Here is a 1947-nt window from a genome sequence, read left to right on the forward strand (position 1 = left end):
CAGACGGATCCCCCCTTAATCCCCCCTTGATAAGGGGGGTGCAGATCCCCCCTTAATTCCCCCTTGATAAGGGGGGTACGAATCCCCCCTTAATCCCCCCTTGATAAGGGGGGTGTCTGACAACTTTTAACACCTACCTACTTAACTAGCTAATATCTATGAATAGGAATCATCAATTATTAATCAATCTCGCTTTTCTCGGTACTAAATATACTGGATTGACTACCTATACTAAAAATCTCATTCCCCAATTAGCTAACTTAAATCCTACCCTAATCACTTCTAATAGTTACCCAGATTTTAACAGCTATCCTGTGTCGGAAAACCTCACCCAAGAGCAGGGAACTAAAGGCAATATTAGGCGCTTAATTTGGACAGAAACCCAACTCTATCAAACCTATCAACAATTGAAGTCTTCCCTGCTATTTACCCCCATTCCCGAAGCACCTATTTATGGAAATTGCCGCTATATTGTCACAGTTCATGATTTAATTCCCCTGCGGTTCCCGAAATTTTCTCCTTTAACTTTTTATAATAAATACTATTTACCTCAAGTCCTGAAAAAAGCCACACATATTATCGCTGTTTCCCAAGCAACGGCCGCCGATATTAATAAGTTTTTTGACATACCTCTTGACAAAATAACCGTGATTATTTCTGGATATGATTCTGATAATTTTCGTCCTCTAAATCTGCCGACTCGTCCCTATTTTCTCTATCTTGGTCGTTATGATCCTCATAAAAATCTCGCTCGTTTAATTACTGCTTTTTCCCAAATCTATTCCGAATATCAATTATTAATTGTCGGTCAATTTGACCCCCGTTTTACGCCGGCTCTACAGCAACAGGTAGAAGCATTATCAATCTCTCAACGAGTGCAATTTTTAAACTATGTTTCCTATGAAGAATTGCCGCAACTTTTAAACCAAGCAACTGCTTTAGTTTATCCCTCCCTTTGGGAAGGTTTCGGATTACCTGTACTAGAAGCGATCGCCTGTGGAACTCCCGTAATTACTTCTAATCTTTCCTCTCTCCCGGAAGTCACAGGAGAGGCGGCAATTTTAATTAATCCCTATAGTATCGATGAGATGAGAGAGGCAATGCAGCAAATCGCCACCAATGAACAATTACGTCTTAAATTAAAATCCTTGAGTCTCCAACGCGCCGAGCTTTTTAGTTGGGAAAAAACTGGACAAGAAACTGCAACAATTCTGCAAAGTTTTCTCTAAAAATGGTGACAAAAAACCTGATCAATCATTGTCAGATGAGTTATACTAAATCCGTTGAGTAACGCACAGAAAACGGGTTTCTCGGAGAAACCCGTTTTCTACTCATGCAAAAGGCAACAGGGGGAATAAATAATCAGTTTTTAATAACCAGATTTAGCATCAACTCATAGTAGATGGATTCATGAATCCATCTACCTGGGGGGGAGATTCAGTGTTACTTCCTATATATTATTGTGCCATTCTTCGGGAATTTGAGCAACTTTTTCCTTACCATTAGGTTGATGAATAGGTTTTCCTAAAGGACGAATTTTAAGATTTCCTTGCAAATAAGCGGCGATTCTTTCCTTGGCAATTTTCACATATTCTGCTTTTTTTTCACTCCCCATCACTCGACGATTGTGCATAATACTAGCAATCAGAGAAGTTCCGACTCCAGCAAAGGGATCAAAAACCCAATCCCCCTCATTTGTCAAGGCTAAAACACATCTTTCTACTAATTCGATTGGATATTGACAAGGATGGATAGTTTTCTCTGGATGATTAGATTTAACGTTAGGAATATCCCAAAGTAACTCATCCCATTCTTGGGCCAAAAACTCCCAAACATCGCTCGGATTTTTCCCTAAAGGATTACCAGAGGGTTTACCGATATTTTTACCTTTAAAATGACGCTTACCGGGATATTTAGCGGGGATTCTCACTGGATCAAGATTAAAGG

2 protein-coding genes are annotated in these 1947 nt (G+C 39.7%); one reads left to right on the plus strand and one right to left on the minus strand.

Translation table 11 applies throughout. The annotated features are described in order from the left end of the window. Window positions 1-158: 158 nt before the first annotated feature. A complete protein-coding gene (locus IQ242_RS23640) occupies window positions 159-1229 on the plus strand; it encodes a glycosyltransferase family 1 protein (protein ID WP_193961630.1) in 1071 nt (356 codons plus the stop codon). Window positions 1230-1450: 221 nt separating this feature from the next. Here the strand turns inward: IQ242_RS23640 and IQ242_RS23645 are convergent. Continuing rightward, the coding region (locus IQ242_RS23645) for a site-specific DNA-methyltransferase (protein WP_193961631.1) at window positions 1451-1947 on the minus strand (497 nt) is incomplete at its 5' end.

The organism is Microcystis sp. LEGE 08355 (assembly GCF_015207185.1).
Lineage (GTDB): Bacteria > Cyanobacteriota > Cyanobacteriia > Cyanobacteriales > Microcystaceae > Microcystis > Microcystis panniformis.

Bases quoted from the DNA above. Each gene is read 5' to 3' on its own strand.
- IQ242_RS23640 (WP_193961630.1), top strand. From the start codon at position 159: ATGAATAGGAATCATCAATTATTAATCAATCTCGCTTTTCTCGGTACT.